This is a genomic window from Lysinibacillus sp. NPDC093210, from assembly GCF_044753985.1.
Lineage (GTDB): Bacteria > Bacillota > Bacilli > Bacillales_A > Planococcaceae > Lysinibacillus.
In genome coordinates this window covers 36,474-60,806 of the sequence record NZ_JBIVOE010000008.1, presented here as the reverse complement: position 1 = coordinate 60,806, position 24,333 = coordinate 36,474, and the positions used below count along the sequence as shown (strand labels likewise).

Annotated in this window: 33 protein-coding genes; 23 read left to right on the top strand and 10 right to left on the bottom strand. The window is 35.8% G+C overall.

The window, feature by feature from the left end:
- Positions 1-4 precede the first annotated feature (4 nt).
- The 9 genes from ACIP9C_RS17680 to ACIP9C_RS17640 all read left to right on the top strand — a co-directional run bounded on the left by ACIP9C_RS17680 (position 5) and on the right by ACIP9C_RS17640 (position 7,155).
- The gene (locus tag ACIP9C_RS17680) at positions 5-1,372 is read left to right on the top strand and encodes a bifunctional metallophosphatase/5'-nucleotidase (RefSeq protein WP_401012682.1); all 1,368 of its coding nucleotides are present in this window, start codon (positions 5-7) and stop codon (positions 1,370-1,372) included.
- Between the two features lie 37 nt (positions 1,373-1,409).
- On the top strand, positions 1,410-2,519 hold the full coding sequence (locus ACIP9C_RS17675) for an HD-GYP domain-containing protein (RefSeq protein ID WP_401012680.1): 1,110 nt from the start codon (positions 1,410-1,412) through the stop codon (positions 2,517-2,519).
- A gap of 44 nt (positions 2,520-2,563) precedes the next feature.
- Complete coding sequence (gene yunB, locus ACIP9C_RS17670; protein ID WP_401012678.1) at positions 2,564-3,334, top strand: sporulation protein YunB; 771 nt, start codon at positions 2,564-2,566, stop codon at positions 3,332-3,334.
- A gap of 116 nt (positions 3,335-3,450) precedes the next feature.
- Positions 3,451-4,374, top strand: a complete 924-nt coding sequence (gene lipA / locus ACIP9C_RS17665) for a lipoyl synthase (RefSeq protein WP_401012676.1) — start codon at positions 3,451-3,453, stop codon at positions 4,372-4,374.
- A gap of 33 nt (positions 4,375-4,407) precedes the next feature.
- Positions 4,408-4,761 (top strand): YutD family protein, encoded by a 354-nt coding sequence (locus ACIP9C_RS17660; protein ID WP_401012674.1) that lies wholly within the window; start codon positions 4,408-4,410, stop codon positions 4,759-4,761.
- A gap of 135 nt (positions 4,762-4,896) precedes the next feature.
- Complete coding sequence (locus tag ACIP9C_RS17655; protein ID WP_401012672.1) at positions 4,897-5,721, top strand: undecaprenyl-diphosphate phosphatase; 825 nt, start codon at positions 4,897-4,899, stop codon at positions 5,719-5,721.
- A 98-nt stretch (positions 5,722-5,819) separates the two neighbouring features.
- The gene (locus tag ACIP9C_RS17650; RefSeq protein ID WP_401012670.1) at positions 5,820-6,209 is read left to right on the top strand and encodes a hypothetical protein; all 390 of its coding nucleotides are present in this window, start codon (positions 5,820-5,822) and stop codon (positions 6,207-6,209) included.
- Positions 6,210-6,384: 175 nt separating this feature from the next.
- A complete protein-coding gene (locus ACIP9C_RS17645; protein ID WP_401012937.1) occupies positions 6,385-6,912 on the top strand; it encodes a D-glycero-alpha-D-manno-heptose-1,7-bisphosphate 7-phosphatase in 528 nt (175 codons plus the stop codon).
- A 48-nt stretch (positions 6,913-6,960) separates the two neighbouring features.
- Positions 6,961-7,155 carry a hypothetical protein gene (locus ACIP9C_RS17640; protein ID WP_401012668.1) on the top strand — a complete coding sequence of 65 codons (195 nt, stop codon included), beginning with the start codon at positions 6,961-6,963 and terminating at the stop codon, positions 7,153-7,155.
- 180 nt (positions 7,156-7,335) lie between these two features.
- On the opposite strand, the gene ACIP9C_RS17635 is transcribed toward ACIP9C_RS17640, so the two are convergent.
- Positions 7,336-7,602, bottom strand: a complete 267-nt coding sequence (locus ACIP9C_RS17635; protein WP_401012666.1) for a DUF3055 domain-containing protein — start codon at positions 7,600-7,602, stop codon at positions 7,336-7,338.
- Positions 7,603-7,690: 88 nt separating this feature from the next.
- On the opposite strand from ACIP9C_RS17635, the gene ACIP9C_RS17630 reads away from it, so the two are divergent.
- Together ACIP9C_RS17630 and ACIP9C_RS17625 are read left to right on the top strand one after the other, a co-directional pair.
- Positions 7,691-8,143 (top strand): DUF86 domain-containing protein, encoded by a 453-nt coding sequence (locus ACIP9C_RS17630; protein WP_401012664.1) that lies wholly within the window; start codon positions 7,691-7,693, stop codon positions 8,141-8,143.
- Entirely contained in the window at positions 8,140-8,892 is a 753-nt protein-coding gene (locus ACIP9C_RS17625; protein WP_401012662.1) for a TIGR01457 family HAD-type hydrolase, read from the top strand. The genes ACIP9C_RS17630 and ACIP9C_RS17625 overlap by 4 nt, the downstream gene beginning before the upstream one ends.
- 127 nt (positions 8,893-9,019) lie before the next feature.
- Here the strand turns inward: ACIP9C_RS17625 and ACIP9C_RS17620 are convergent, their stop codons facing one another.
- Complete coding sequence (locus ACIP9C_RS17620; protein WP_337980526.1) at positions 9,020-9,256, bottom strand: YuzB family protein; 237 nt, start codon at positions 9,254-9,256, stop codon at positions 9,020-9,022.
- Between the two features lie 404 nt (positions 9,257-9,660).
- Between ACIP9C_RS17620 and ACIP9C_RS17615 the strand changes: the two genes are divergently transcribed.
- Positions 9,661-10,728 (top strand): NAD(P)/FAD-dependent oxidoreductase, encoded by a 1,068-nt coding sequence (locus ACIP9C_RS17615; protein ID WP_401012660.1) that lies wholly within the window; start codon positions 9,661-9,663, stop codon positions 10,726-10,728.
- A gap of 87 nt (positions 10,729-10,815) precedes the next feature.
- On the opposite strand, the gene ACIP9C_RS17610 is transcribed toward ACIP9C_RS17615, so the two are convergent.
- Positions 10,816-11,151, bottom strand: a complete 336-nt coding sequence (locus ACIP9C_RS17610) for a YuzD family protein (protein WP_401012658.1) — start codon at positions 11,149-11,151, stop codon at positions 10,816-10,818.
- 84 nt (positions 11,152-11,235) lie between these two features.
- Here ACIP9C_RS17610 and ACIP9C_RS17605 point away from each other — a divergent pair, with 84 nt between their 5' ends.
- Positions 11,236-11,472, top strand: coding sequence for a NifU family protein (locus ACIP9C_RS17605; RefSeq protein ID WP_024364841.1), 237 nt, complete (start codon positions 11,236-11,238; stop codon positions 11,470-11,472).
- A gap of 50 nt (positions 11,473-11,522) precedes the next feature.
- Here the strand turns inward: ACIP9C_RS17605 and ACIP9C_RS17600 are convergent, their stop codons facing one another.
- Positions 11,523-12,215 carry a DUF2225 domain-containing protein gene (locus tag ACIP9C_RS17600; protein ID WP_401012656.1) on the bottom strand — a complete coding sequence of 231 codons (693 nt, stop codon included), beginning with the start codon at positions 12,213-12,215 and terminating at the stop codon, positions 11,523-11,525.
- Between the two features lie 183 nt (positions 12,216-12,398).
- Here ACIP9C_RS17600 and ACIP9C_RS17595 point away from each other — a divergent pair, with 183 nt between their 5' ends.
- Positions 12,399-12,773: a HesB/IscA family protein gene (locus ACIP9C_RS17595; protein ID WP_401012655.1), complete on the top strand. Its 375-nt coding sequence runs from the start codon at positions 12,399-12,401 to the stop codon at positions 12,771-12,773.
- 360 nt (positions 12,774-13,133) lie between these two features.
- On the opposite strand, the gene ACIP9C_RS17590 is transcribed toward ACIP9C_RS17595, so the two are convergent.
- The 5 genes from ACIP9C_RS17590 to ACIP9C_RS17570 all read right to left on the bottom strand — a co-directional run bounded on the left by ACIP9C_RS17590 (position 13,134) and on the right by ACIP9C_RS17570 (position 15,921).
- Positions 13,134-13,535 carry an NUDIX hydrolase gene (locus ACIP9C_RS17590; protein ID WP_401012653.1) on the bottom strand — a complete coding sequence of 134 codons (402 nt, stop codon included), beginning with the start codon at positions 13,533-13,535 and terminating at the stop codon, positions 13,134-13,136.
- Positions 13,536-13,653: 118 nt separating this feature from the next.
- On the bottom strand, positions 13,654-14,151 hold the full coding sequence (locus ACIP9C_RS17585; protein WP_401012651.1) for a GNAT family N-acetyltransferase: 498 nt from the start codon (positions 14,149-14,151) through the stop codon (positions 13,654-13,656).
- 76 nt (positions 14,152-14,227) lie between these two features.
- Entirely contained in the window at positions 14,228-14,422 is a 195-nt protein-coding gene (locus ACIP9C_RS17580; protein WP_401012649.1) for a hypothetical protein, read from the bottom strand.
- Positions 14,413-14,775 (bottom strand): histidine phosphatase family protein, encoded by a 363-nt coding sequence (locus ACIP9C_RS17575; RefSeq protein ID WP_401012647.1) that lies wholly within the window; start codon positions 14,773-14,775, stop codon positions 14,413-14,415. The genes ACIP9C_RS17580 and ACIP9C_RS17575 overlap by 10 nt, the downstream gene beginning before the upstream one ends.
- 654 nt (positions 14,776-15,429) lie before the next feature.
- Positions 15,430-15,921: a CarD family transcriptional regulator gene (locus ACIP9C_RS17570; protein ID WP_401012646.1), complete on the bottom strand. Its 492-nt coding sequence runs from the start codon at positions 15,919-15,921 to the stop codon at positions 15,430-15,432.
- A 134-nt stretch (positions 15,922-16,055) separates the two neighbouring features.
- On the opposite strand from ACIP9C_RS17570, the gene ACIP9C_RS17565 reads away from it, so the two are divergent.
- From ACIP9C_RS17565 to ACIP9C_RS17555, 3 genes are all read left to right on the top strand, one after another.
- Positions 16,056-16,508, top strand: a complete 453-nt coding sequence (locus ACIP9C_RS17565; RefSeq protein ID WP_401012935.1) for a MarR family winged helix-turn-helix transcriptional regulator — start codon at positions 16,056-16,058, stop codon at positions 16,506-16,508.
- 562 nt (positions 16,509-17,070) lie between these two features.
- On the top strand, positions 17,071-17,568 hold the full coding sequence (locus tag ACIP9C_RS17560; protein ID WP_340822827.1) for an NUDIX hydrolase: 498 nt from the start codon (positions 17,071-17,073) through the stop codon (positions 17,566-17,568).
- 143 nt (positions 17,569-17,711) lie between these two features.
- Positions 17,712-18,041: a YuiB family protein gene (locus tag ACIP9C_RS17555; protein ID WP_340822828.1), complete on the top strand. Its 330-nt coding sequence runs from the start codon at positions 17,712-17,714 to the stop codon at positions 18,039-18,041.
- 63 nt (positions 18,042-18,104) lie between these two features.
- On the opposite strand, the gene ACIP9C_RS17550 is transcribed toward ACIP9C_RS17555, so the two are convergent.
- Positions 18,105-18,626, bottom strand: a complete 522-nt coding sequence (locus ACIP9C_RS17550) for a divergent PAP2 family protein (protein WP_401012645.1) — start codon at positions 18,624-18,626, stop codon at positions 18,105-18,107.
- 84 nt (positions 18,627-18,710) lie between these two features.
- Here ACIP9C_RS17550 and ACIP9C_RS17545 point away from each other — a divergent pair, with 84 nt between their 5' ends.
- From ACIP9C_RS17545 to ACIP9C_RS17520, 6 genes are all read left to right on the top strand, one after another.
- Positions 18,711-20,219, top strand: a complete 1,509-nt coding sequence (locus ACIP9C_RS17545; RefSeq protein ID WP_401012643.1) for a leucyl aminopeptidase — start codon at positions 18,711-18,713, stop codon at positions 20,217-20,219.
- Between the two features lie 65 nt (positions 20,220-20,284).
- Positions 20,285-20,500, top strand: coding sequence for a uroporphyrin-III methyltransferase (locus tag ACIP9C_RS17540; RefSeq protein ID WP_401012641.1), 216 nt, complete (start codon positions 20,285-20,287; stop codon positions 20,498-20,500).
- 317 nt (positions 20,501-20,817) lie between these two features.
- On the top strand, positions 20,818-21,594 hold the full coding sequence (gene cobA / locus ACIP9C_RS17535) for a uroporphyrinogen-III C-methyltransferase (protein ID WP_401012639.1): 777 nt from the start codon (positions 20,818-20,820) through the stop codon (positions 21,592-21,594).
- Positions 21,595-21,606: 12 nt separating this feature from the next.
- Positions 21,607-22,356, top strand: a complete 750-nt coding sequence (locus ACIP9C_RS17530; RefSeq protein WP_401012638.1) for a sirohydrochlorin chelatase — start codon at positions 21,607-21,609, stop codon at positions 22,354-22,356.
- Entirely contained in the window at positions 22,356-22,505 is a 150-nt protein-coding gene (locus ACIP9C_RS17525) for a DUF2292 domain-containing protein (RefSeq protein WP_401012636.1), read from the top strand. Before ACIP9C_RS17530 ends, ACIP9C_RS17525 begins: the two co-directional genes overlap by 1 nt.
- Before the next feature lie 28 nt (positions 22,506-22,533).
- Positions 22,534-24,321 (top strand): assimilatory sulfite reductase (NADPH) flavoprotein subunit, encoded by a 1,788-nt coding sequence (locus ACIP9C_RS17520; RefSeq protein ID WP_401012634.1) that lies wholly within the window; start codon positions 22,534-22,536, stop codon positions 24,319-24,321.
- Positions 24,322-24,333: the final 12 nt, after the last annotated feature.

The window sequence follows — 24,333 nt, the reverse complement described above, 5'->3', positions numbered from 1 at the left end:
TTGAATGCTGGAAAAAATTCATATTTTTCACACAAATGATTTGCATAGTCATTTTAAGTATTGGCCACGCATGCAAAACTATGTGACTACGCAACGTGCTCAGTATGAGGCTTTAGGTGAAACGAGCTTTTTAGTGGATGTTGGGGATCATTTAGATAGGTCGAATATTTATACAGATGCCACAATTGGCAAGGGCAATGTCCAATTATTAAACAACGCCGGTTATGATGTTGTAACGATAGGCAATAATGAAGGTATTACATTGTCGCATGAAGAGCTCTTTCATTTATACGATGACGCGCTATTTGAAGTTGTAGTGGGGAATGTTAATGCATCCAAAGGGGAAAATCCAACGTGGTTGAAGCCTTACGTTATATTAACAACGAAATACGGTACAAAAATTGCAGTTATTGCTGCAACAGCAATGTTCGAAATCTATTATAAGGAATTGAACTGGCAAATAGATGATGCTCGAAGCACTCTTATTCGTTTAACTCACAAACTTCGTAAAGAAGTTGATATTGTTGTTTGTCTGTCACATTTAGGAATTACTGAAGATGAACTATTAGCGGAGGAATGTCCAGGAATCGATGTTATTTTCGGTTCACACACCCATCATACCCTGCCAAATGGCAAGTTTATCAACGGTGTCTTGCTTACAGGCGGAGGAAAATTTGGTCAATATACGGGACATCTCGTGCTAGAATACGATAAAAAAACGAGGGGAATTGTTGAAAAAAAGGAGACTTTAATTCATAATAAGGACTTGCCAATTGTTGAAAATGAAAAAGAGTTTCTGCTATCTTTAGAAGAAGAAGGTAAAAGCTTATTAGACAAGCCTGTATTTACAACCCAAAAGACGTACAATAAAGAATGGTTCCATTACTCACAATTATCACATCTATTTGCGCAAGCAATCTTAGAAAGAAGTGGTGCGGACTGTGCGTTATTTAATGCAGGGATTTTTTTAGACGGCCTTCCAAAAGGCACGGTAACAGCGCTTGATTTGCATAAAATTTTTCCACATCCTATTAATTTATGTACAATTGAATTGTCAGTTTCGGAAATGAAAGAAATTTTTCAGCAGTCAAAAAATGAAGAATGGCCCAATATGGAACTTAAAGGGTTAGGTTTTAGGGGCGTAATTTTTGGTAAGATGCTGACATATGGCTTTGCTATGAATGAGGATCGTCAATTGCTCATAAATGGTAAGATTGCAGATAATGATCGCACTTATAAATTAGTGACACTAGATTTGTTTACGTTCGGTTATTTTTATCCAAGCTTTAAATATGCAAAGAAAAAATATATTTTACCTGATTTTTTACGAAACATTATGTTAGATTATGGGCAAAGTTTCTTTAAGCGATAGATAAACAAAGCTTTAAGAATGGATTGGGGAAGAAGTCATGCGATTAATTTCAATCGATGTATTAAAAGAAGGTATGGTATTAGGAAGAACCATTTGGAATGAGGCAGGTCATCCACTTTTAAAGAAAGACGTTGTTATTAATGAACGTATTATTGAAAGACTTCAACAGTTGAATACTCATTATTTATATATAGACGACAAACTTTCTGAAGGCATTGAAGTGAAGGAGACGGTTCCTACTGATGTCCGAAACAAAACCATTTCGACCATAAAAGATTCTTTTCAATCAATAAATGGTTTAAGTACTATTAATGCCTCTTATATACTTGATCAGCAATCAAAAGCGATTGTCACGATTGTCGATGAACTACTCTCAGCTGTTACAGGTAATAATGAAATTTTAACGGTTTTAACAGATGCTTATTTATTCGATGAATACTTATATCAGCATTCTTTTCATGTAACCCTATATTCGATTGCTATTGCTAAAGAATTGGGACATTCAGCCGAAGATCTTCGTTTAATTGGTATTGGTGCCTTATTGCATGATGTTGGAAAGCTTATGGTGCCGAAAGAGATACTCAAAAAACCAGGTCGCTTAACGCATGAGGAATTTGAAATGATGAAAATGCACACGCGTTTTGGATTTGATTTATTACGTAATTTACATTCCATTTCCTTACTGGTTGCACATTGTGCTTTTCAACATCATGAACGCATTGATGGAAGTGGCTATCCACGTGGTTTAGTTGATTTTGAAATTCATCCATTCGCTAAAATTATTGGTGTAGCTGATGTTTTCGATGCGGTGACTACGAATCGCGTATATCGTGAAAAAATGCTTCCTTCACAAGGGCTTGCCATTGTAGAAGCTGGCTCAGGTACACTTTACGATGCGCGTATTGTCAATGCATTGAAAAAATCAGTTGTACATTATCCGAATGGACTGATTTTAAAATTATCTGACGGTCGTCGAGGAATTGTTTCTAAACAAAATAATTTGGATTCATCCTTGCCGTGGATTCGAATTTTTGAAGAACAAAATGAATTACTTACAGCGACATACGAAATTAATTTAGTGGACTATCCAACTGTAACAATTGATAGTATTGAAACCGATTATGTAGTACCATCGAGAGTCGTATAATTTGCTCCTCCTGTTCATAAGTTGTAGAACAGGAGGAGATTTTTTTGTTTTTCCCTCGAAAAAGGATGAAATTGCGAACGAATCATAAAAGAGGAATACAGCTCAATCGTTTAACCTTATTAATTGTTGCGAGTATCATTTGTATAGTATTTTTTCTGTATTTTTTAAATGAACGTCTTAAACCCACATATTTGGAATATGCCGAAGTTCAGACGAATAAAATAGCGTCGTATGTTGTCAGTAAAGCCATTAACTCACGTACTTCTAACGTATTAGACGTTAATGATATAATCGAAGATGTACCATCTGGCACTTCTGTAACAACAAAATTTAATACAGAAATTATCAATAGAGTACGTGCAGAAACACTCGAACTTGTAAAAATGTATTTAGAGCAGGCTGAGCATGGAGAATTGGCCCATCTACCAGATTTAGATAATGTCGAATATGATATGAATAAAATTCAAGAAGGTGATGGGATTGTTTTTTTCGTCCCACTTGCACAGGCGGCTGATCTTCCTTTACTAGGTAACTTAGGGCCGAAAATACCAATCCGTTTTCATGTAATAGGTAATGTTCATAGTAATGTTACTTCAGATATAAGGGAATTTGGCATTAATAGTGCTTATGTAGAAGTAGGTATTCATATAGAAGTTAATGTACAAATAATAGTTCCATTTGCTAGTAAATCAACGACGGTATCTCAGGACATTCCGGTAGCGATGGGGTTAACGAGAGGACCAGTACCAAACATTTATACAAATGGTGGAGATGCAGTACAGCCATCCATAGAAGTACCAGTTCCGTACCAATAGAAAAGTTTAAGTTGAGAGTAAATGTTAGTTGTTGCCGTTCGTGTAATATGATACATTGACAACAGTGATGGTAGATAATATTCAACAAAAGATAACTTTGATAGGGGCGAATTTGTATGACATCCTGTAAACCTACTAGCCATGAAAAAGAAGAACATGTAAGAAAACCTGATTGGCTTAAAATTAAACTAAACACGAACGATGAATATAAAGGTCTTAAAAAGCTTATGCGTGAAAAAAATCTTCATACAGTATGTGAAGAAGCGCGCTGTCCAAATATTCATGAGTGCTGGGGTGAACGCCGTACAGCAACTATGATGATTTTAGGATCAGTTTGTACACGTGCTTGTCGTTTCTGCGCTGTAAAAACTGGTTTACCAAACGAGTTAGATCTTGCGGAACCAGAACGTGTTGCGGACTCAGTAGCCATTATGAATTTAAAGCACGTTGTTATCACAATGGTAGCACGTGACGATTTAAAAGATGGCGGCGCAGAAGTATTAGCCGAAACAGTTCGTGCTATTCGCCGTAAAAGTCCTTTCACATCTGTAGAAGTATTACCTTCTGACCTTGGTGGTTTGAAGGAAAATCTTCAACTTTTAATGGACTCTAAACCAGATATTTTAAATCATAATATTGAAACAGTACGTCGTTTAACTCCAAGAGTACGTGCACGTGCAAAATACGAACGTTCATTAGATTTTCTTCGTTTGGCAAAAGAGATGCAACCAGACATTCCAACAAAGTCTTCATTAATGATTGGCTTAGGAGAAACGCATGAAGAAATTTTAGAGGTAATGGACGATTTACGTGCAAATGATGTGGATATTATGACAATTGGTCAATATCTGCAACCAACAAAAAAACATTTACCTGTAAAAAAATATTATTCACCTATTGAATTTGGCAAACTTCGCAAAATTGCAATGGAAAAAGGCTTCAAGCATTGTGAAGCAGGACCACTCGTACGCAGTAGTTATCATGCCGATGAGCAAGTGAATGCTGCAACGAAGGAACGACAACTACAAGCTGAAGTTTAATGTGAAATGATTGACGAGAAAGGTGGTGTCACTTTGATAATTATAGAAGGATATGAATATGAAATTGTTGAAGATTACCGTGAAGCTTTTCAGGAAGAAGCATTTAAGGAGCGGTACTCAGATATTTTAGTCAAATATGATTATATTGTAGGCGACTGGGGCTATAATCAGCTACGTTTAAAAGGTTTTTTTGATGATAAAAATCAAAAATCTACTTTCGACACAAAAATTAGCACGCTTCAAGATTACCTATACGAGTATTGTAATTTTGGCTGTGCCTATTTTGTATTACGCAAATGCGGTAAAGTAATTTTGCAACCCGACGTTGTAGTAAATGAAGCAAGCGAAGTGACAGAACCAAATGACAATGAACAAATAGCTGAATAAAATCAAGACCTGATGCTAATGTTTGCATCGGGTTTTTTTATTTTAGAGCGTTCAACTAATTTAGAGTGCAAATAATATAATATATAATGAAATAATAACCATCGAATTAATTTTTGAAGAAGGAGAGGAACAACTATGGAATTTTTTAATCTAATTAAAGCGATGATCTTAGGTTTTATTGAAGGAATGACTGAGTTTGCACCTGTTTCATCAACGGGTCACTTGATTATTGTAGATGACATGTGGCTACAAACAAAAAATCTATTAGGAGATAAAGCTGCCATTACATTTAAAATTGTGATTCAATTAGGTTCAATTTTAGCTGTTTGTCTTGTTTTTTGGAAACGTTTCGTTAGTCTATTAGGGTTTTATAACATAAAAAATCACAATGCAACGGCTCACTTCAATTTATTACATCTTGTTATCGGTTTATTGCCAGCAACGATTTTAGGTCTGATTTTTAAAGATTTGATAGATGAGTTATTTAACATAAAAGCGGTTATAGTAGCGCTTATTATCGGTGCCACGCTGATGATTGTAACTGATAAATTTGGGCCTAAAAAACCGAAAGTTATATCGTTGGATCAAATTACATACAAACAGGCATTAGTAGTCGGAATTATGCAATGTTTATCCCTTTGGCCTGGTTTTTCACGATCAGGAGCAACGATTTCTGGTGGTGTATTACTTGGTATGAGTTATAGAGTTGCATCTGATTTTACCTTTATCATGGCAGTACCAATTATGATAGGAGCAAGTGGTGTGTCTATTATTAAAAGTTGGAATGACTTATCTTTTGATTATTTAGGATTTTATATTGCTGGTTTTATTAGTTCATTCGCATTTTCACTTATTTCTATTCGATTCTTTTTAAAGTTAATTTCTCGGATTAAACTTACGCCGTTTGCAGTTTATCGAATTATATTAGCTATAGTGTTAGCCTTTATGGTTTATAAGTAATTTTCATTTCTGTAATATAAATTAAATATTTTGAATTGTAAAAATTGTTCGTCTTTGATATTATTGAATTGCAAAAAAATACGAAAGGAGATTTTTCCATGAAAAAGATGGTTAAAGCTTTATTTTCTTTCTTATTTGTTAGTATTTTTGCAATCGGCTCTAGTAATGTCGTCTATGCAGCTATTCAATCTAATAATGCAACAGTGTTGCTGGGGAATTTTAGTATTAGTTCTGGACAAACTAGAACTACTGATTATTGTAAAGCTATAAAAACTAATATGACATTAGGGTTTAATGCTGAAAATAGTTTTGGAAACTATAAACTTGAACATAAATCCCCTAATGGTAGTTGGAGAACAGTAGGCTCTTATTCTGTTGTTCTAGCAGGAACGCGATATATAAAAGTGGACTCAAAAGTAGATTGGTCATATCGTCTTGTGTTTAATGGTGGTAGTAGAACAAATAATATTCAAGTATGGTGTGAGTAATTTGACTATAATATTCTAAAGACTTTTCTATGTAAATTAGAAAAGTCTTTTTATCTGTTCCACAATGCTGTTTTTACTATAAAACCAAAATGAAACGTATTCATTATACATTTATAAGTTGAACAAAAATGGGGAACGATATAAAAGATTTGTATGAAAGAAAGATGTGATAACGATAAAAACAGCAGTATTTTTGGATCGTGATGGGGTTATTAATGAAGTGTTGACGAAAAGAGTTAAATTTGTGAATAAGCCGCAGCAATTGTTTTTCTTACACGGCGTACCGGAAGCGATAAAAAAATTGAACGCGTGTTTTGATTATGTTTTTGTTGTAACAAATCAAGGAGGTGTTGGATTAGGGTTTATGAAGGAAGGCCAACTTAAAAAAATTCACGTTCATATGGCGAATGAATTGAAGAAACAAGGGGCTACAATTCATGAAGTAGTGTATTGTCCTCATAAACCAAAAGCGGGTTGTAACTGTCGAAAGCCCAAAAGTAAGTTAATTGTGGATCTCGCAGAAAAATATAATGTCGATTTATCCAAATCCTATATGGTGGGAGATACAGATACAGACATAATTGCAGGGAAAAGAGCCGGCACAAAGGGCGTTTTTCTAGGTAAATGTGATCCGCTTGCAGATGCAATATTCCCCGACTTAATAAGTGCAGTAGACTGGATAATAGAAGATGCAAAATTTTAGCTCTTAATGTATTAAGTATAAATCACTTAAAAAAGGATAATTTATAAATTGGAGGTGAAAATTTTGGCGAACGATAAACAAAAGAAAAAACAATTAGACCGTGAAGAATACGGATACGGATTTGATATTAGTGTGGATGATTTAGCTGTTATTGGGCAAAACAAACAAGCGAAAAAACAAAATGATAACGAAAATAAAGACAAACCACATAATAAAGACAACCCATCAACCTTAAATAAATAATGATGTATGGATTGTCCCTGATGGTAATTCAATTAGCGAAATCCGTTAGTCGATGAGATTTTGACAAAAAAAATTCCGCTCTATTCCAGCGGGGCAGTTAATGTCAGTTTGTACGACTTCGGATTGCCCCAAGGAAATAATCAGCGGAATTTTTTTTGTATTTAAATCTTCATACGGTTGTCAATTAAGTAATTCGCGTAAGTATTCACGTAGTTCTACCGTATCTTCTTCAGAACGATTGTATACGTGCTCAAGGTAGCCGGGTTCTTCTACATCGTCTGGCCCTATAATAGCGAAGCGGCCAAATTGAATATCCATTACAAGTACTTTGCCGAAAAAGCGTCCAGATTGTAAAATGGCTAAATCGTAACGAAGTTTTTGCCCTGCGAAACTTACAAAGCGTGTTTTTGTATCTTCTACATCATCATATAAGAAAAAACGTTCCATCTTTTAATCTCCTTCCAGTCCTATAGATATGGTACTATAGAAGAGAAAAGAGTATCAACTTTAAATGATTTGAATGGGGGCTTTCCTTGTGTATTTTGTAGATCGAAATAAAATCACAACAAACTTACAGTACTTAGATAAACTATTAGCTATTTTTGAGGCAGAGGATAACTGGCTTCAAAGTGATATTACGAAATTAGCAATCGAGCGTATCGGTCATAACGTGATGGAATCAATGATGGATGTAGGTAACTTGATGATTGACGGCTTTATTATGCGTGATCCAGGTAGCTATGAGGACATAATTGATATTTTAATCGATGAAAAAGTTGTATCAACTGACATTGAAGCATCGTTAAAGGCTGTTGTAGGATTACGTAAAATGCTTGTTCGTGAATTTGTATCTGTAGATATTACTGAAGTTGTGAATGTTTTAACGGCAAGCTTACCTGCTTTAAAGCAGTTTGCACCAGCTGTGAATAGCTACTTAACAAATGAGTTAGGTCCCGTATCAGCATTTTTACCTGAGGATCATCAATGAAAACATATAAGGCTTATTGCTTTGATTTAGATGGCACTGTCTACCGCGGCAAGGAAGGTATTTCTTCCGCGGTTGCATTTATACAGAGATTACAGCAACAGGGGGTTGAACCCTTTTACGTGACAAACAATTCTTCTAAAACGCGAGAGCAATTACAAGAATCTTTAAGAGCTATTGGAGTAGAAGCACCACTTCATCATATTTATTCAAGTGCTTTAGTTACGGCAAAGTATGTAGCTTTGAATTTTTCAGGCAAGAAAGTAGCGATGATGGGCTCAGATGGTATTAGATTGGCGTTAAAAAATGAAGGAATTGAACCTGTAGACAACGAGCCGGATGTATTTGTTATGGGAATAGATCGAACTTTGGATTATATGGCATTAGCAAAGGCAACGATTGCAGTGCAAAATGGTGCGACATTTATCGCAACAAATCAAGATATTAAGTTTCCAACAGAATATGGATTTTTACCTGGGAATGGTTCATTTGCGCGTTTAGTAGGGGATGTTGCAGGTGTCGAGCCGATATACATCGGTAAGCCATCGCCTGCAATGCTCGACATCATTGCAAGAGAGCATCGTGTTACAAAAGATGAGATGGTGATGATTGGTGATAACTACGATACAGACATTATGTGTGGTATTCGTTTCGGCTGTGATACAATTCACGTCAACACAGGCGTAACGCCAACAAGTGTCGTGCTTGAAAAAGAACTGCAACCTACTTACTTAGTAGAAACGCTCGTTTAAAAACACTAACTGTGATGGACTTTATGAAAAAACAAAGGATGTTATACCGATTAATGGTATAACATCCTTTTCATATGTGTAACTTTATTTTATAGGACTCGACATTTATGTTATATAAACAATTATATTACCATAATGGATTTTCTTCGATAAATTGATATATAGCTTTTGTGAGCTCATCAGGAGAAGCGGCTTCAACTAAATCACCATTTACAATCGCATAAAAGGATTCAGAACACTTCGTACAGTAGCTGAGGCAGCCATATTCCAAAACGTCGATATTTGGATCGCGTTCGAGTATTTCATAAGTTTTCTGTGAGCCATTTGCTAAATTACTTACACAAAATTCAACCATTGGATTCATATGTTCACCTCACCATTGTTATGCTACTAGCTTTTGAAACGTTCGTCAATGTTTTAACTTGATTCAACAAAAGCCAACACTTTTTCAAGTGGGGAAAATGCTAAACTATGGACTTCATTCCGTAGCCGTTCATAATCAAAATGAATCATGTTAAGAGTTACAAAGAATGTCACAAAATTAAAGAGGTACTTTTTGAGCATGCTATCCAAAAAACTAGAGATAATAAGCTCGAGCTGTAATCGTTCTTGTATGAATTGTTGTTAAAAAACGCAAAGAAGTAATCGATATTGTGAAATCTTTCACAAAAAATGCATTATGATATTGTGAAACTTCTCACAATCGGTTATACTCAATTGTGGATACTTTGTGAACAATTATTATTAGATACATTAAAGGAGACTATTATGGGGAAATTAGTACTTTTAGGTGGCGGCTACGGCAATATGCGTGTCATGCTTCGACTTTTACCAAACAACTTACCGTTAGACACGGAAATCGTTTTAGTAGATAGAGCACCTTTCCATAGTTTAAAAACAGAATTTTATGCATTAGCAGCAGGGACATCGACAGATAAAGAAATTCGTGTAAGCTTCCCAGAGCACGAGCGTTTAACGGCTGTATATGGTGAGGCCGTTGACATTAACCGTGCAGAAAAAGTAGTCATTCTAGAAGATGGGCAACGTATTGAATATGATGATTTAGTAATTGGTCTAGGCTGTGAAGATAAATATCATGGTGTACCAGGTGCAGAAGAGTACACATACAGCATTCAGACGATGGCAAAATCACGTGCAACATTCCAAGCGTTATGTGGTTTACCTGCAGGCTCTACTGTCGGTATTGTGGGTGCTGGTTTAAGTGGTATTGAGTTAGCGAGTGAACTACGTGAAAGTCGTGCTGATTTAAAAGTAAAATTATTTGACCGAGGTTCACGTATTTTAAAAGACTTCCCTGAGAAGCTTAGTAAATATGTGAAAGCATGGTTTACTAAACATAATGTAGATGTAATAGCAAACTCTAATATTACTAAAGTAGAACCTGGTAAAATATTTAATCATGAAGAAGAAATTCCGTTAGATGCCATAGTTTGGACTGCAGGGGTACAGCCTGTTAAAATCGTCCGCGATATGGATGTTGAAAAGGATCGCCAAGGTCGTCCAATTGTTACACAATACTTTAATGTTTTGGATGATGAGCATGTATATGTTGTAGGTGATTGTGCTTCTTCAGACTTTTCTCCAAGTGCACAATTAGCGGAAGAACAGGCAGAGCATATCGTCAAAGTATTGCGCATGCGTTGGAGAGGTGAGCATTTACCAGAAAAAATGCCAGATATTAAATTAAAAGGTTTCATGGGTTCATTAGGTAAAAAACAAGGCTTCGCATACCTAGCTGATACAACTGTTACAGGCCGTATTGCACGTTTAATGAAATCTGGATTACTGTGGATGTATAAATATCAAAACGATTAATAAGTTGCTCTTTTGACGTAGAGCATTAATATATAATAAAAAAGGGATTGCTCAAAGAACTTATGAACAATCCCTTTCCTATTTTTTTTAAACGGTTTCGTCTGGTGTAAAGCCAAGGTTTTCAAGTGCAGTGAAGACAGGTTTTAATTGGACATAGCCTTCTCCTACTACTTCATCATTGATTAGGACAAGTGGATAGAAAAATTCATCTTCTTGAATACGTGTAGCATAGTCCTGGTCACGATCATTCTCAATTGGACCTTCAATATCGACATAGCGAATATCATAGGCTTGGTCTGGATATTTTCGATCAATGGCAGCTTGTAACCATTCATATGTATCTTTTGAAGAAGGTGCATTGACACAGCTAGCACAAATCACAGCTGTTCCGTAAATTTCAATAATTGGTTTTGATTGACCCATAGTATTTATTCTCCCCCGTGATTCTATATTGGATTTTTTCTGTTGCTAACATTATAATCATTATAAGGAAAGGAGTCGAGACAAATGGCAGAAGCAACGATTAACGACCAAGTTCAAGAAGTATTAGATAAATTGCGCCCATTCTTACTACGTGACGGTGGAGACTGTGAATTAGTAGACGTAGAAGATGGTGTTGTAAAATTACGTTTATTAGGTGCATGCGGTAGTTGCCCTAGTTCTACGATTACACTAAAAGCAGGTATCGAACGTGCTTTGTTAGAAGAAGTACCAGGTATCATTGAAGTAGAGCAAGTTTTCTAATCATTTCGTATAAAAAGTTCTAGCTGAATAATTCAGGCTAGAACTTTTTTTTACACATGTCGAGCTTTTTCTTTTTCTTCGCGAATAAGAGTCCATTGCTCCTTTGCCATATCGATAATTTTTACTTCGCCACCATTGCTTTGTTTCTCAATAACTTTAGAAAAGAAGCGTGTCGCATTTTCAACATCACCGATACGACGAGATAATTCGGCAATCATATACATAATGCGAACATCTGACATTTGAGTTGAGCTATAATCCTCATTTGAATAAGATTCCATATAAAGATCACGTGACATTTTCATAAATCGTTGCTCTTGCCCTTCATTTTTTAATGCACGATATAACCATGCAAGACGTAAAGTAAGGCCAGCTGTAGCAACGAATTTTTCCTTTTTAATAGTGCCACATAAAAACGCTAATTTATAAGCTTGAATCGCTTGGAATATAGTACGCTCGCCTTTGAAATCATGATGTACCCATTTTTCTGTAATTTGCGTCTGAATAACATCCTGTACGCCAGGCGCAAAATATTTTGAAAAGTCTTCAGTAAAGGAGAAGCCACAATGCTCGCAAACGAATACGTTGTAGTAAAGAGCATTAACATCGTCCGCATAAATCGGATGAAAATCAGTTTCGGTATGATCTACTTTTATGAATTTAGAGCGTACTTTTAATGTTGGAAATTCTTTTTTACAATTAAGACATTGTACTTTCTTTTCGTAATATGGTGAAATCTCCATAATTGATACCTCTTTCATAGATGTAATTAAAACTATTATACCAATTCATGTGTTTTGTACATGAATAAAAAATACTAATTAAGTGAATAAATCGGGAATTTTTGCTAATAATCTACTTGAAGCTGAATGTTTGTCATACAATAGTCAAAATTGATATGATAAGTAAGAAGGAAGGTGATTGGGATGACAAGTTTAAAACAAGTAATAGAAGTGACTGAGGCAGCCGTTTTTCATATTAATGAAATGATGGAGCATAATGAGGAGCAAGGTTCTTTTTTACGCGTAGCTGTTAATGGTGGCGGATGTAGTGGTCTATCGTATGGAATGCATTTTGATAAAGAGAAAAAAGAAGACGATTTTGAAGATGTACAATATGGTTTAACGATTCTTGTTTCCCGCGAAGATGCGCCTATTTTAATGGGAACAAAAATTGACTATAAACAATCGCTTATGGGCGGTGGCTTCACCATCGATAACCCAAATGCAATCGCATCTTGCGGCTGTGGCACAAGCTTTAAAGCGGCAAAGCGTGAAGGTACGCCTGAAGTTTGTGATTAATTAAACCTTTTGAAGTAGCATTGTTAAAAAAGGAATGTAGATACTAAGCCTTTTTAATTTGTATGTTGCAACAACATCACAAATTGGGGAGGCTTTTTTGTATGGATTTTGAAAAGGAGTGACGTACTTTAAAAGGACCAGGTGGAAAGAGCAATGATCTAGCGCTGTATTTTCTGAGGATGCCCGAATTTGTAAAATTAGTGGTCGATTTCTTCCACAATAATATTAAATAAAATGGCTCTCTTTTCTTTATGTATTTTAGTAAATAGAAGGGAGATTTTTGACAAAATAATCTAGGTTTTTGATGATTTCAAGTGAAAGCAAGTAATCAGTCATTTTGAGTATCAGTTAATTAGCGAATTATGTAAATATAATATCTATATATGAATCAATAAAACTTCTATATATTTGTGTTAAGTCTATAGGTAAATTAGTATAAGCAAAAAATTGAAGACTTTCTGATTCGTTGTAGTCGATCTGCATTTCGCCACTAAATTCCTTTGTGTAATAAACAGCTGTTACAGAATATAATTCATCACCATTTGATACTTTTAAATAGTATTCTGATCCTGAGAAAACATTCAGTAATTTTAGGTTGTGGACTAATAATCCGGTTTCTTCGAAAACTTCTCTTTTGGCTACTTCTTCAAAGCTTTCTCCTAAATCCATTAAGCCTCCTGGTAAGCCCCATGTACCATCATTTCTTTTTTGGAGCAATAACTCATTTTTATCATTTAATATAATGACAATCGAACCTGGCAATATTATTGGTTAATGACCTACATAATGTCTAAGATATTTAAAATACTCCATATATTAACCGCCTTTTTTAGTTGTATGCATAAACGATTCGTCTTTAAAGAATGGGAAGTCGCTCCGTTTATAATAATAGAGACATATAATACTCATCTACATATTGATCGTTAATATATAAAGAGTGTCTTTTAACTCCTTCAATTTCAAATCCCATTTTTGTGTATAAATGGACGGCAACTTCATTTGATGCTATAACGGTTAAATCTAGTCGGTGCAATCCCACTTGTTGTGCCCATGCCATTACATGCGTAAAAAGAGCTTTTCCTACACCTTGGCCACGGCTTTCACTATGAACGCCAATTACTATATTTGCGCGATGTGCTATACGCTGAGGCTTTTCATTTTGGACAATTAAATAACCTATAATTCTTTCTTCTACACATGCAACAAAAACTCCTGATTTCTCATTACTATGAGTTACATCAATGAATTTAGCGAACTTTTCAGTATTCACTACTCTTTCTTGCGGAGAAAATAACATAAAACCAGATTCTTCTGCATTTGTCATTACACTTACTATTTTGTCACCCTCACTGGATAAGGCTTTTCTTACTTCAACCATGAATACTCCTCTTTTCCTTTTTATTTTTCCTTTAGGTATGGTTTGTAATTATATAAAGGGGATGATTGCCGTTTAACTATTGAAGTATTTTAATTTCAATCATTTTTTTATTTTGAAAATCACATCTAATAATTGCAGGCATTTGTAGGTCTTGCCAAAATGCGAATCCTATGTTGTTATCAAAGTAATTCAATAGAAGCGTCATAATATTTCCATGGGTGCCGATGACAATTTGTTCTTCCTTATGACGGTCAAGTAATGTTAAGAACACTTCGATTGCTCTTTGTTGTGCAACAATATTGGATTCTCCTCCTTCAAATGAATAATTATCATTTTCCACACTTGTTCCATTGCTTGTAGAAAATCATAAGCTAGTGTAATTCCTAAAGTACGCTCTTTTAATGCATCAATTATTTTAATGGGTAAGCCCTTAAAGTTCGCAATACCTTCAATTGTTTGAATCGCTCTTTTATAAGGGCTTGAGTAAATAGTATGAACGTCTAGTTGTTTAAATTGTTGTGTGATCTTCTGAGCATCTAGAAAACCTTTTTCAGATAAAGGTCTATTATATTCATCATTTGTATAGACAGAATGCGCATGTCTTACAAAATAAACGATAGTCATTATAGGGAATCTCCTTGTTTTAGATGTTTAAAAATTTGTAGCAAAAAGCTCATACATGAGTATTCGATTAAACTATCAATAATTTCCTCTGTTATTTTCCCATTCATTATCATTTTCTAATTGTATGTATACATTGAAATAGTTAATTGGTGTTCATTTATTTCAATTGTTTCATTATCAAGTAAGAGAATAATACAGTGCTTTCACTATAATTCCAATAAATTTTTTTTGATCTCATTCTTGTCTTGGGTTTTTCCTCTATTAGCTGTTCTTGCAGTTGCACCACCTTCATCTATTAATATGCTTTCGCACTATAATTTCTATAAGAAGAAGGATGTTCCAATATGCTTGTTGATATAACATACCGTTTTTGTTTTTAATCTCTTGTTTTTGTATCAATAAACTTAATTTTACAATTTAGTGTAAAATTAATAAATAGTTTAATAGCAGTTATTAATTGTTCAACTTATTGTTCTATACATAATTTATTGAAATTAAAGTGAAGGTGGTTTAATTGGTATACTTGAAGATAGATTAACGAAAAAGGAGAAAGTTTTTAATTGAGGTAAAAAGGTAGGTACAATTAGTACGAAAAAAAAGAAGCCTCGATTATCTTCTTAATTGTGGGCTTCTTTATGTACCTTTAAGGAATGTTTAGCTAAGTTTAGCTAATACATCTTCATAAATTTCTTCTGAAGGTTTATCGAGTGCAATAGAGAATTCGGAAAATATAGTTTCTTGTAAAGAGTGCAATAATTTTTCTTCTTGATTTGGGAATTTTTTTTCGTTTGCTTCATATTCAAACTTTTTGCGTAGCAATGTATTTAAAAGGTTCGCCTGTTTTTGTCGATCACCTGTTTTAATAATTTCTACGTGAAATCTCATCCGATGTGTGTTTTGTTCAATCCATTCAATACCGGGAGACGTAAATGAACTTAAAATTCTAATGGCATCATCTTTTTTAATAATATCTCTAAGCTGTTTTTTTGCATTATCGATAGGAGTACGAATTGTTAATTTTGAATCGTTTAGTGGTTGTAAAACGTAGTAAGTTTTAGTAATGTCGCTAAAGGTTTGTTCACAAATATCTTCAACTGAACAAAGTCCATGTGATGAATAAATGACTACATCGCCAACATTGTACATGTATAATCCCTCCATCAAACATCATTGTCAACTAAGTTGACTAAATTAATTGTAAACAATAAAAGAACTTTTGTCAACTTAGTTGACGACTGGGTCGTTTTTTTGTATAGTAATTACGAAATTATGGAATGAAGGTGAACGAGTTGAAGGACGAATTGCAAAATCGAGATGTCATTGATTTGTTGAGCGAACGTCATGAAATACTTCGACGACTTGCTGAAGAGAAATGGAATAAATATAATACAATCCATATATCTAACTCAGAATGGCATATTTTAAGTAAAATATATAAAAACCAACCTACTATTTCAGAGGTAACGAAAGTTGTCGATTTTTCCCGTCAGGCTACTCACAAATTTATTAAAAGTTTAGAAGCAAAAGGCTTGGTAGAGGTGAGCAATGCTGAGCATAGTAAAAAACACAAAGTGATCCGAATGACGAATTTCGGTGAAGTTTGCTATGAACAAAACGAACGTAACAAAGCGGAAATTGAACAGCAATTGGTTCGTACAATTGGAGAAGAATCAGTAACGAAATTAAAAAATATATTACAACTTAATTGGAGTATTGAGCAGTTAGAGGCGTAAGAGCGGGTAGTTTTAAATGAACACCTACTAGTACTTAATTCTTCAAATTGTCGACAAAAGGAATCAAGAAGTTTATTCTTGATTCCTTTTGTCTTTTTTATTGCCTATCCAGTTGATTGGAGCGGAGGGCGGAGACTTCATGCGGGAACGTACAGAACGTAATACGCAACAAACCGCGCAACAGCAAGCAGTGCCTTACGACGTGCCGGTTGAAAGCGTAGTGAATTTTAGCGATATAGAGCCAGCCGATTACTAAGTGTGATTACTAGGTGTCAGGCACTCAAACAATTAGAATGCGATACTAGTTGATTGGAGCGGAGGGTGGCGACTCCTGCGGGAAAGCACAATGCGTAAGTCGCAGGAACCTCCCGTGCTAGCGAGGGTTGCGGCTTACGATGTGCCCGCGGAAAGCGTCCGTCCAAAGTGGAAATCAACTGTAATAGTAGTCATCTACAGTTATTTGAATTCATCTTTTCCTATCTATGTACCCCTTTTTTTATAAATTATTGCTTCTAAGTATAGAAATGAAAAAGCTATAATATGGACATAGAGGTGATTGGATATGAAAAAAGATCGTGGCAAAGTTTGGTTAGGCGTTGCGGGTTGCACTGTCAATGAGATAGGCCAATGGCTCGTTGTAAAAAAAGCCTATAGTGGTTTAAAAGGACGATGGTCATTACCAGCTGGTTTTGTTAATGCAGGAGAAACAGTTGATGAGGCAGTTGTTCGAGAATTGAAAGAAGAAACGGGCATTGATTGTTATGTTTCGGGCTTAATCGGCTTTCGTACAGGTGTTATTCGCGGAGAAATTAGTGACAATATGGCTATTTTTTATTGCAAGATGAAGGATGAACAACAACAGCTCTTTATTCAAGAAAATGAAATATTAGAGGCCAAATGGCTGTATCCCAGTGAGCTGGCACAGGATGAAATGACATCTGTAATGTTAAAGGAAATGGTGTCTAATCAATTTGAACAGCATCAATTAGATGCAATTGATGGTATCAATCCAGGTGACGTGTTTGGTTACTCCTCCTATCGACTATTTTTTAAAAAATAATATGGTGAATAATAGTGGGACGCTTTTACTAGAAGTTGATTTTTTACTAAAATATGACGAACATGCGAAATGAAGGATATGTTCATTGAAAGCACTCTCATAATCATGTAAACTAATGAGAGGAAAACGGAGGTTATACATACATGGGTGGTTCAGTTTCAATCGTGCAGTTAATCATTTCAATTGTGTTATTTTTCGTCATGTTTTTTGGTATCGGATTTCTATTGAATATGTTACTGCGGATGACTTGGTTAATGGCAGTTGTATATCCAATTGTAGTTGTCTTTATTGTTGATGATGTAAGCTTTTTAGATTATATTTTTAAACCTGGTTCAGCCTTTCCAGCGCTGTTAGATAAATTGCAAGCACTACAAGTAGTAGATATTTCGATTTTATCCGGTGGCTTTGCAGGAGCAATTGTAGCAGGAATTGTTATGATTTATTTAAGAAAAAGTGGATATCGGATGTTTTAACTTTAGAAAGACAAAATGGATATATAAAAGGAGCTGGTTCGAGGATATGAACCAACTCTTTTTTTATTGAATGAATTGATAGGTTATGATAGCGATAAAGATGCCTGTTAATGCTCCGAAGAACACCTCACTACGCTTATGACCAAGTAAAGTTTTCAACTCTTCCATTTTTTCCTGCCCATCCATCTGTGGCCAATCTTTAATATCACGTAGCAACGTCTGAAAATCTTTGCGAAGTTGATTTAATACAACTGCGTGTTGCCCTGCTTGGAAACGAACACCACTTGCATCATACATAACAATAAATGAAAACATTGCGGCTATCGCAAAAACAGGTGAATCCAAACCTGTTTCATACGCTATCGATGTTGTTAATCCCGTAACAGAAGCAGAGTGAGAACTAGGCATTCCTCCTGTGGATGTAAATAGGCCCCATTTTATTTGTCTCGTCATTAAAAAATGTATAGGAATTTTTACAAACTGTGCAAAGAGAACAGAAAAGAGGGCGACGAGTAGAGGGGTATTTTGAAGTATCGCCAAATCATCACAACCTTCACTTATAATTGCTTTTATTATAACATTCATTATTTTCTAAAAGAAGGAATAGCTAAATATTACGCGCTTTTTTGAAAGTTAGGTATAATAGAAATATTGAATGGAGGAATAATTATGCATATTGTTAAAGAAGCAAAAACATTTGAATCGATTTCTACTGAAGTATTAGTTGTAGGGGTTACAAAACATCGTGAACAAATGCAAGACTGGGCAAGTTTTTCAGCATTTTATGGAGAATCACTAAATGTCTGGCTTAGTGCAGGTGATGTTTCGACTGAATTAAAATCCATTACTAAATTGCCATTCGTGAAGGAACATGACAATTTAAAACGTATTTTATTTGTTGGCTTAGATGAGCGTAAAAACTTAACAGAAGGTGACTTACGTGCTGCGTTTGGGTTAGTCGGAAAAGAGCTTAAGGCTTTAAAAGTAAAAGACTATTCAATTTGGCTTGAATCATTTACAACAGAAGCAATAACTGTAGATGATGTTGCATTTTTAGCGGGTGAAGGAACAACGCTAGGCTATTATTCTATTCCTCATTATAAAACAACTTCAAATGAAGTAGATAAACGTATTGAAGCAGTAAATTTAGTGACTACTGCTGAGGATTTAGATGAAGTTGTGGCTAGCTTTGAAGTCGGTATCATTTATGCAGATGCGGTTAACGAAGCACGTAGCTTAATTAATCTACCACCAAATCTATTAACTGCAACAGACTTAGCAAATTATGCACAGTCCCTTGCAATTGACTATGATTTTGAAGTGGAAATTTTAGATAAAGCACAACTAGAGGAACTTGGTATGGGCGGTATTTTAAGTGTCAATCAAGGCTCATATGAGGAACCTCGTTTAATCACATTAAAATATAAAGCTACAGAAGACTTCGCTGATCCAATTGGTCTTGTTGGTAAAGGCGTTACGTATGATACGGGTGGTTATTCATTAAAACCTAAAGATTCTATGGTTGGTATGAAGGGCGATATGGGCGGTGCAGCAGCAGTGCTTGGTGCTATGAAAATTATCGGTGAATTACGCCCTAATAAAAACGTAGTTGCAGTTATTGGCTCTACTGATAATATGGTTTCTGATACAGCCTTTAAACCTGATGATGTAATTACAACGTATAGTGGTAAAACGGTTGAGATTTTAAATACTGATGCTGAAGGACGTTTAGTTTTGGCAGATGCTACTACATATGCTAAACAACAAGGAGCAACAGCACTAATTGATGTTGCTACTTTAACTGGTGGTGTTATTACAGCGCTTGGCCTAGATAAAACGGGTGCACTTTCTAATGATGATGAATTCTATGCTAGTTTCATGGAAGCAGCACAAGAGACAGATGAGTTTGTATGGCGTATGCCATTAACAGAAAGTGATAAAAAACGGATTCGTAAATCAGATGTTGCCGATTTGAATAACTCTCCTGGTCGCGATGGTCATATGATTTTCGGTGGTGGCTTCGTAGGCGAATTTGTTGGTAATTTACCTTGGATTCATTTAGATATTGCAGGTACATCGGATACAGTAGCCGCACATGATTTAGGACCAAAAGGTGGTACGGGTGTCATGGTGCGTACATTAGCAAACTTTGTGCAACGTTTAGGTGAAGAAAAATAGAGTAGGCAAAGGACTCGCGGGGTATGTATCTCCCTTCATACGATAGAGAAGAAGGGAGGGAGCCTATGCGGAATTTCGGAGGTTATCCAGGAGGCTTTGGTGGCGGTGGCTTCTTTTGGCCAATAGGTGCACCATTTTTTGGAGGGTTATTAGGGGGTTTTCTTGGGTCACAATTTAACCAATATCCATACTACCCGAATTATCCTAACTATCGTCCATATCCACCAGGTCCATATTACGGACCACGTAGACGACCATATCCACGGTATAGACCATACTAATTTGATTTCTATGATTGAGCAAAAGCTCAGCTTGTGGCTTGACCCAAAAATAAAAAGTATGCTAGGAGTACACGCTCCTCGCATATTTTTTTTTGCATTGTTCACTTTTATTGCTCTGTTTTAACGTCTAGCATTTTTAAAATGAATAAAACAACTGTTGACAGAATATACTAAATTGTTTATTATCCTTATTATATTACTAAGAATTGAAAATGGAAGCTGACTAGCAAACTAGAGGCTCTTATTATTCACAGGCATTGCTTTGCCTATGAATAGTATGAGTCTCTTTTTTTATCTATAGAAAGGAGTGACATGACATGGGGAAGGTGTACATTGTTGGAGCAGGTCCGGGGGATATTGATTTGATTACACTAAGAGGATTACGCTGCATTGAACAGGCTGATGTCATCCTATACGACAGACTGATTAATAAGGACTTATTAGCGTATGCGAAAAAAAGTGCTAAGTTGATATTTTGTGGAAAGTTACCAAATCGACATGCCATGATTCAGGATCATATTAATCATTCCCTCGTAAGCTATGCACAGCAAGGCTTTATTGTCACAAGGTTAAAAGGAGGTGACCCATTCGTTTTTGGTAGAGGTGCTGAGGAGGCAGAAGTGCTTGCACAACATCATATACCATTTGAAATCGTACCTGGAATTACCTCTGGTATAGCCGCGCCAGCTTATGCGGGTATTCCTGTTACACATCGGGATTTAAGTTCAAGCTTCGCAATGGTCACTGGACATATGCGAGAGGGAAAAGATGATGCTATTCAATGGGAAAGTCTTGCTAAAGGAATAGATACGCTTGCGATTTATATGGGGGTTGGAAATTTACCGTATATCCAACAGCAGTTAATGAAATACGGACGTGATGAGCAAACGCCTGTCGCACTTATTCATTGGGGAACATGTCAGCAACAAAAAACTGTCATTGGAACATTAGGGAATATTGTGAATGTGGCACAGCAAGAAAATATTCAAAATCCAAGCATGATTGTAATTGGTGAAGTGGTGACATTACGGGAAAAAATCCAATGGTTTGAGGAGACTTGTCCTGAAATGCCTTTAAAAGAAATTTCAGTATAGGGAAGTGTTTTGATGCAGGCTATTTTATATGTGGCACATGGTAGTCGTGTAAAGGCTGGTGTGGAGCAAGCAGTTGCATTTTTACAACGTGTGCAACAGGACATTGATTTACCGATTCAGGAAATTTGTTTTTTAGAGCTAGCCCAGCCAACGATTGCACAAGGTATAGAAAATTGCGTACGCCAAGGGGCTACAGCCATTGCAATTATGCCAATTCTTTTGTTAGCTGCTCAGCATGCAAAGCAGGATATCCCTCAGGAGATTGAAAAGGCAAAAAAACGATACTCAACAGTACGCTTTACATACGGAGAGCCACTTGGAGTACATGAGCTATTAATTGACACACTACAAACGCGAATTTTAGAAACAGAGCTGTATGCTAGCAATGCAAGCGTATTACTCATTGGTCGTGGCAGTAGTGATCCAGCAGTTAGAGAGGATCTAGCAAAAATTGCGTTAAGATTACGTGAAAAATATGGTTATGTAGCAGTCGATACGTGCTTTTTATACGGAGCGGGTCCTAGTTTGGAAGGGTGGATAAAGCAAAGGCAACAATTCAATCATCGTGTATTTATCGTGCCGTATTTATTGTTTACTGGCATTTTACGTCAAAGTATTGCCCAGCAATTGCAAGGGTATGAGGAAAACAACATGATTTTATGTAATAGCTTGGGCTATGACGACAATGTAAGGAAAGTATTAGTGGAACGTATCGTTCAATTAGTACAACTAAATTATTTGGAGGAAGGGTGTTTTTCGTAATGGTAGATAAGAGAAACGAAAATATTAATCTAGCATTAGATAATGTCCGACAAATTTTAAATACAGTTAGCCATGGTTCGATTACTTTAATTGTACAAAATTTTTACGTTGTACAAATTGAAAAGAAAGAAAAAATACGACTTAGATAATTTTAAATTATACGTGAGGTGGCATAGTTTGAAACTGCAAGTAATTAACAGTCCTTTTAATGAGGAGCAGGTGAAACTTTTAAATGAGCTTCTACCTAATTTAACAGGCGAACAAAAAATTTGGTTAAATGGATACTTAAGTGCGCCACTAGCAACCATTGATACAAGCGTAGTAGAAGAAGCAAAATTGTCGGTTGTCCCAACAACGAAAACAGTAACACTATTATATGGTTCACAAACAGGAAATAGCCAAGGCTTAGCAGAAAAATATGCAGCTGCATTAAAAGCCAACGATGTTGAGGTGACAGTCACATCTTTAGCGAAGTTTAAGCCGAATAATTTAAAGAAAATAACGAATCTATTGCTCGTAGTAAGTACGCATGGTGAAGGGGAACCACCCGATCAAGCAATTCAATTTTATGAATTTTTACACAGTAAACGTGCACCCAAACTAGAGCATCTGCACTTTTCCGTATTGGCATTAGGAGATAGCTCATATGAATTTTTCTGTAAAACAGGTCAGGATTTTGACGCGCAATTTGAAAAGTTAGGCGCAACTCGTATCGTTCCACGAACAGACTGTGATGTTGATTTCGATGAACCTGCTGCCAAATGGTTTACGGATGTTCAACAGGCATTATTACAGCATACAGATACAGCGATTAAAACGGAGCAAACGCAAATATTAGAAGGAGATGCTACATATTCCCGTAAAAATCCGTATGATGCTGAAGTATTGGAAAACATCAATTTAAATGGTCGTGGTTCTAATAAAGAAACGCGTCATATCGAGTTATCGATTGAAGGAGCGAATTTTCATTTTCAGCCTGGAGATAGCATTGGTATTCTTCCGGAAAATAATGAAACATTAGTGCATGCGTTAATAACAGCCTTACAGTTTAATCCCCAGGCACAAGTAACAGTATTTGATGAAGCAATGCAATTAAAAGATGCGCTTCAGAAAAAGTTAGAAATTACGGTTTTATCAAAGCCTCTTCTACAAAAAATAAGCGCATATACGGTGCATAAGGAATTTGCAACGCTATGTGAAAGTTCTACAGCTTGGAAGGACTATGCAAGAGGAAGAGATTTACTAGATATCGCTGAAGATTTTGCTCCATTTACTTGGAATGCACAACAGTTTGTTGACGTTCTTCGCAAAATACCAGCTAGACTTTACTCCATCGCGAGTAGCCAATTGGCAAATAGTGATGAGGTCCATTTAACAATAGGAAAAGTAAGCTATGAAACGAATGGCCGAGTGCGTTTTGGGGTGTGCTCTGGTAGTGTTGCAGGGCACGTCAAGATTGGTGATACATTGCCGATTTATGTTCATAAAAATCCTAACTTTAGATTGCCCGAACAAGCGGACACACCGATTATTATGATTGGCGCTGGTACAGGAGTTGCGCCGTATCGTGCATTTTTAGAGGAGCGAGAGGAATTAGGTATATCAGGAAAATCTTGGTTAATTTTTGGCGATCAGCATTTTGTGACTGATTTCCTTTATCAAACAGATTGGCAGCGTTGGCTTGCTTCAGGAACATTAGCTCAAATGGATATAGCCTTTTCTCGTGATACAGATAAAAAAATATATGTCCAACATAAAATCAAGGAAAAGGCACAAGCATTTTATGAATGGCTTGAGCAAGGGGCTATTATCTACGTATGTGGCGATGAAAAATCAATGGCAGCTGATGTTGATCAAACAATCCGTCAAATTATTGAGCAGCAAGGAAACAAAACACCTGAGGAAGCGAAAGCTTATATCAATGATTTGAAACAGCAAAAGCGCTACCAACGTGACATTTATTAGTAAAGGAGCGAA

What these genes read in the sequence shown, in the direction of transcription:
- ACIP9C_RS17570 (WP_401012646.1), bottom strand. Translation starts at nt 15,921, where the DNA reads ATGTACAATGTTGGCGATGTAGTCATTTATTCATCACATGGACTTTGT.
- ACIP9C_RS17595 (WP_401012655.1), top strand. Translation starts at nt 12,399, where the DNA reads ATGACAAGTTTAAAACAAGTAATAGAAGTGACTGAGGCAGCCGTTTTT.
- cobA (WP_401012639.1), top strand. Translation starts at nt 20,818, where the DNA reads ATGGGGAAGGTGTACATTGTTGGAGCAGGTCCGGGGGATATTGATTTG.
- ACIP9C_RS17655 (WP_401012672.1), top strand. Translation starts at nt 4,897, where the DNA reads ATGGAATTTTTTAATCTAATTAAAGCGATGATCTTAGGTTTTATTGAA.
- ACIP9C_RS17550 (WP_401012645.1), bottom strand. Translation starts at nt 18,626, where the DNA reads ATGAATGTTATAATAAAAGCAATTATAAGTGAAGGTTGTGATGATTTG.
- lipA (WP_401012676.1), top strand. Translation starts at nt 3,451, where the DNA reads ATGACATCCTGTAAACCTACTAGCCATGAAAAAGAAGAACATGTAAGA.
- ACIP9C_RS17635 (WP_401012666.1), bottom strand. Translation starts at nt 7,602, where the DNA reads ATGGAACGTTTTTTCTTATATGATGATGTAGAAGATACAAAAACACGC.
- ACIP9C_RS17650 (WP_401012670.1), top strand. Translation starts at nt 5,820, where the DNA reads ATGAAAAAGATGGTTAAAGCTTTATTTTCTTTCTTATTTGTTAGTATT.
- ACIP9C_RS17575 (WP_401012647.1), bottom strand. Translation starts at nt 14,775, where the DNA reads ATGACTATCGTTTATTTTGTAAGACATGCGCATTCTGTCTATACAAAT.
- ACIP9C_RS17545 (WP_401012643.1), top strand. Translation starts at nt 18,711, where the DNA reads ATGCATATTGTTAAAGAAGCAAAAACATTTGAATCGATTTCTACTGAA.
- ACIP9C_RS17625 (WP_401012662.1), top strand. Translation starts at nt 8,140, where the DNA reads ATGAAAACATATAAGGCTTATTGCTTTGATTTAGATGGCACTGTCTAC.
- ACIP9C_RS17680 (WP_401012682.1), top strand. Translation starts at nt 5, where the DNA reads ATGCTGGAAAAAATTCATATTTTTCACACAAATGATTTGCATAGTCAT.
- ACIP9C_RS17620 (WP_337980526.1), bottom strand. Translation starts at nt 9,256, where the DNA reads ATGAATCCAATGGTTGAATTTTGTGTAAGTAATTTAGCAAATGGCTCA.
- ACIP9C_RS17675 (WP_401012680.1), top strand. Translation starts at nt 1,410, where the DNA reads ATGCGATTAATTTCAATCGATGTATTAAAAGAAGGTATGGTATTAGGA.
- ACIP9C_RS17615 (WP_401012660.1), top strand. Translation starts at nt 9,661, where the DNA reads ATGGGGAAATTAGTACTTTTAGGTGGCGGCTACGGCAATATGCGTGTC.
- ACIP9C_RS17600 (WP_401012656.1), bottom strand. Translation starts at nt 12,215, where the DNA reads ATGGAGATTTCACCATATTACGAAAAGAAAGTACAATGTCTTAATTGT.
- ACIP9C_RS17525 (WP_401012636.1), top strand. Translation starts at nt 22,356, where the DNA reads ATGGTAGATAAGAGAAACGAAAATATTAATCTAGCATTAGATAATGTC.
- ACIP9C_RS17560 (WP_340822827.1), top strand. Translation starts at nt 17,071, where the DNA reads ATGAAAAAAGATCGTGGCAAAGTTTGGTTAGGCGTTGCGGGTTGCACT.
- ACIP9C_RS17585 (WP_401012651.1), bottom strand. Translation starts at nt 14,151, where the DNA reads ATGGTTGAAGTAAGAAAAGCCTTATCCAGTGAGGGTGACAAAATAGTA.
- ACIP9C_RS17555 (WP_340822828.1), top strand. Translation starts at nt 17,712, where the DNA reads ATGGGTGGTTCAGTTTCAATCGTGCAGTTAATCATTTCAATTGTGTTA.
- ACIP9C_RS17530 (WP_401012638.1), top strand. Translation starts at nt 21,607, where the DNA reads ATGCAGGCTATTTTATATGTGGCACATGGTAGTCGTGTAAAGGCTGGT.
- ACIP9C_RS17610 (WP_401012658.1), bottom strand. Translation starts at nt 11,151, where the DNA reads ATGGGTCAATCAAAACCAATTATTGAAATTTACGGAACAGCTGTGATT.
- ACIP9C_RS17540 (WP_401012641.1), top strand. Translation starts at nt 20,285, where the DNA reads ATGCGGAATTTCGGAGGTTATCCAGGAGGCTTTGGTGGCGGTGGCTTC.
- ACIP9C_RS17605 (WP_024364841.1), top strand. Translation starts at nt 11,236, where the DNA reads ATGGCAGAAGCAACGATTAACGACCAAGTTCAAGAAGTATTAGATAAA.